Annotated in this window: 3 protein-coding genes and 1 pseudogene; all 4 read right to left on the bottom strand. The window is 40.9% G+C overall.

All coding sequences use genetic code 11. From position 1 onward, the window contains the following. A pseudogene (locus tag CDZ78_RS12560) lies at positions 1 to 285 on the bottom strand (hypothetical protein); the annotation flags it as partial. Further along, a complete protein-coding gene (locus CDZ78_RS12555) occupies positions 257 to 712 on the bottom strand; it encodes a hypothetical protein (RefSeq protein ID WP_087870322.1) in 456 nt (151 codons plus the stop codon). The gene CDZ78_RS12555 and the pseudogene CDZ78_RS12560, both read right to left, overlap by 29 nt. Positions 713 to 775: 63 nt before the next feature. Further along, positions 776 to 1,051 (bottom strand): hypothetical protein, encoded by a 276-nt coding sequence (locus CDZ78_RS12550; protein ID WP_087870321.1) that lies wholly within the window; start codon positions 1,049 to 1,051, stop codon positions 776 to 778. A gap of 52 nt (positions 1,052 to 1,103) precedes the next feature. After that, positions 1,104 to 1,793: ISAzo13 family transposase (locus CDZ78_RS12545; protein WP_167374291.1), on the bottom strand; the 690-nt coding region annotated here is incomplete at its 5' end.

Here is a 1,793-nt window from a genome sequence, read left to right as displayed (position 1 = left end):
GTTAAAACCTTCATCCCGGATAGTATCAGGATCATCGCCTTGTAAGCCGGTAAAACGAAAACTGATAGATGGCGACCAGGGAGTCCCACGAAATTCATAGTTTATTTTGGCAAATCCACCATTAGACTGAGCCTCAGTCCCATTTTTCTCAAAAGCATACTCAGCGTTTAATGTGAGTTGTGGCCAGAATGGTAGCGGTGTAACATCGACTCTGCCATCAAAAATATCAAGTCCATCTGCGGTAGGATTATCAGTGTTATAAGTATGTAAAATTCTGTCGTCCACCAGAAATATCAATTGCATTCTTACCTAGAGTAGGAAAAAGTGAACCTGAACGCCAGCCGGCATAGCCTTTTTCAGTATCAATGGCTCCTGGATTATTCAGACCATTGGACAATCCAGACGCATCATGCCCCACCGTCTGGGCAACTATAAAACTATAGGCACCATACAACTCCGTGCCTCCAAATAAATTTAAACTTCCTTTAACTCCCGCTTCAGTACTTACCTCCCACCAGAAATTTGCCGAGTCACCGATATTTTCTTGCGCTTGTCCAAACCAGGGATTAGCTTCGGCGAACCCTGCTGTTTTCAGATTTAAAGTCACTGCCAGATCGCCGTATTTTCCTTTTACTAACTCATAGTCTGCACAGGCATTAAAGCTGATCGCTAAAAGTGCGAGGCGGGTAATATTAAGAATACCTTTTTTCATAGTAAAAAAGAGGGGGAATTAGGTTTTTTTTTAAAGCAGCGCCTAACAATTACATACTTTATTCTAAAATGGGTTGTAGAGATAATTCAAAAAGCTTTCTGATTGTAATTCTAGTTTACGTAGTAAGATAAATACATCGGCAGCCTGGTCAGTATAGATAGCAACCATGCCACTGGCACCAAAGTTGAGCAGATGCTTGGGGTCATCGTTGAGTGGGCGTAATTTAATATAAAAATTTTCGCCAGCGTCAACGCCCCCTTCCTTAGGTAACAAAGCACTTGGGGATAACTGCGCTCCAGCGGTTGCCCATATAACATCCACTACTTCAGCCTGAAACATGTCTCCAGGATACATGCTAAGGAATAAGCACGAAACAACTTCCCGATATTAATTATTCTTGAGGAATTGCACGGTAATTCCATTTTGGTAAATGTGTATCAAATACAATCGGCATTATTTCTTTGAAGTCAGCGGCATATTTTCGTCCTGTCTCGTATATTTTGTCGAGTATGTGAACAATTGTTGTTAGTCCTTTTGACGTTGATGTTCTAGAAATCAATGTTTTAACTGTTTCAACCGAGTCAAATACAACACCTTCACAAGCACGAGTCACATGAGGAAAAAAACGATGTTCAATGGGATTATACTTGGAGGTATAAGGAGGATAGTGGGCAATCCTAATTTCCAATCCAAGTGCATTCGCAGTCTTTTGTAAATCTTCTTTAAAAATGTAGTGCCGTGAGCTGTTACTCCCTCCACCATCGCAAAGGATCAACAATGATTTTGCTTTAGGATAATGAATAATACCCTCGTTTACCCACCATTGAAATAAGCTATCACAGGCAAATTCACTGGTATCATGACTCGTTCCAAGCGTGATATATCCTGTGTTTCGTTTGAGGTCATAAAACCCATGAGGAATAACACTGCCTGTTGCAGAGCTAGGGAAATCATGATCATTCGTTTGAATGGCTGCTTGTGTATAGAGCGATCCATTACGATAAAAAGTACCCAATAACTCTTTCTTTTTGGTATCCATACTAATAACAGGGTTTCCCGCATCCAGGTAGTCCTGCTTCAA

The sequence above is a fragment of the Bathymodiolus platifrons methanotrophic gill symbiont genome, assembly GCF_002189065.1.
Classification (GTDB): Bacteria; Pseudomonadota; Gammaproteobacteria; order Methylococcales; family Methylomonadaceae; genus Methyloprofundus.
The sequence above is the reverse complement of the archived record's forward strand: the minus strand, read 5'-3'. Positions and strand labels throughout refer to the sequence as shown.

Bases quoted from the DNA above. Each gene is read 5' to 3' on its own strand.
- CDZ78_RS12555 (WP_087870322.1), bottom strand. From the start codon at position 712: ATGAAAAAAGGTATTCTTAATATTACCCGCCTCGCACTTTTAGCGATC.
- CDZ78_RS12550 (WP_087870321.1), bottom strand. From the start codon at position 1,051: ATGTTTCAGGCTGAAGTAGTGGATGTTATATGGGCAACCGCTGGAGCG.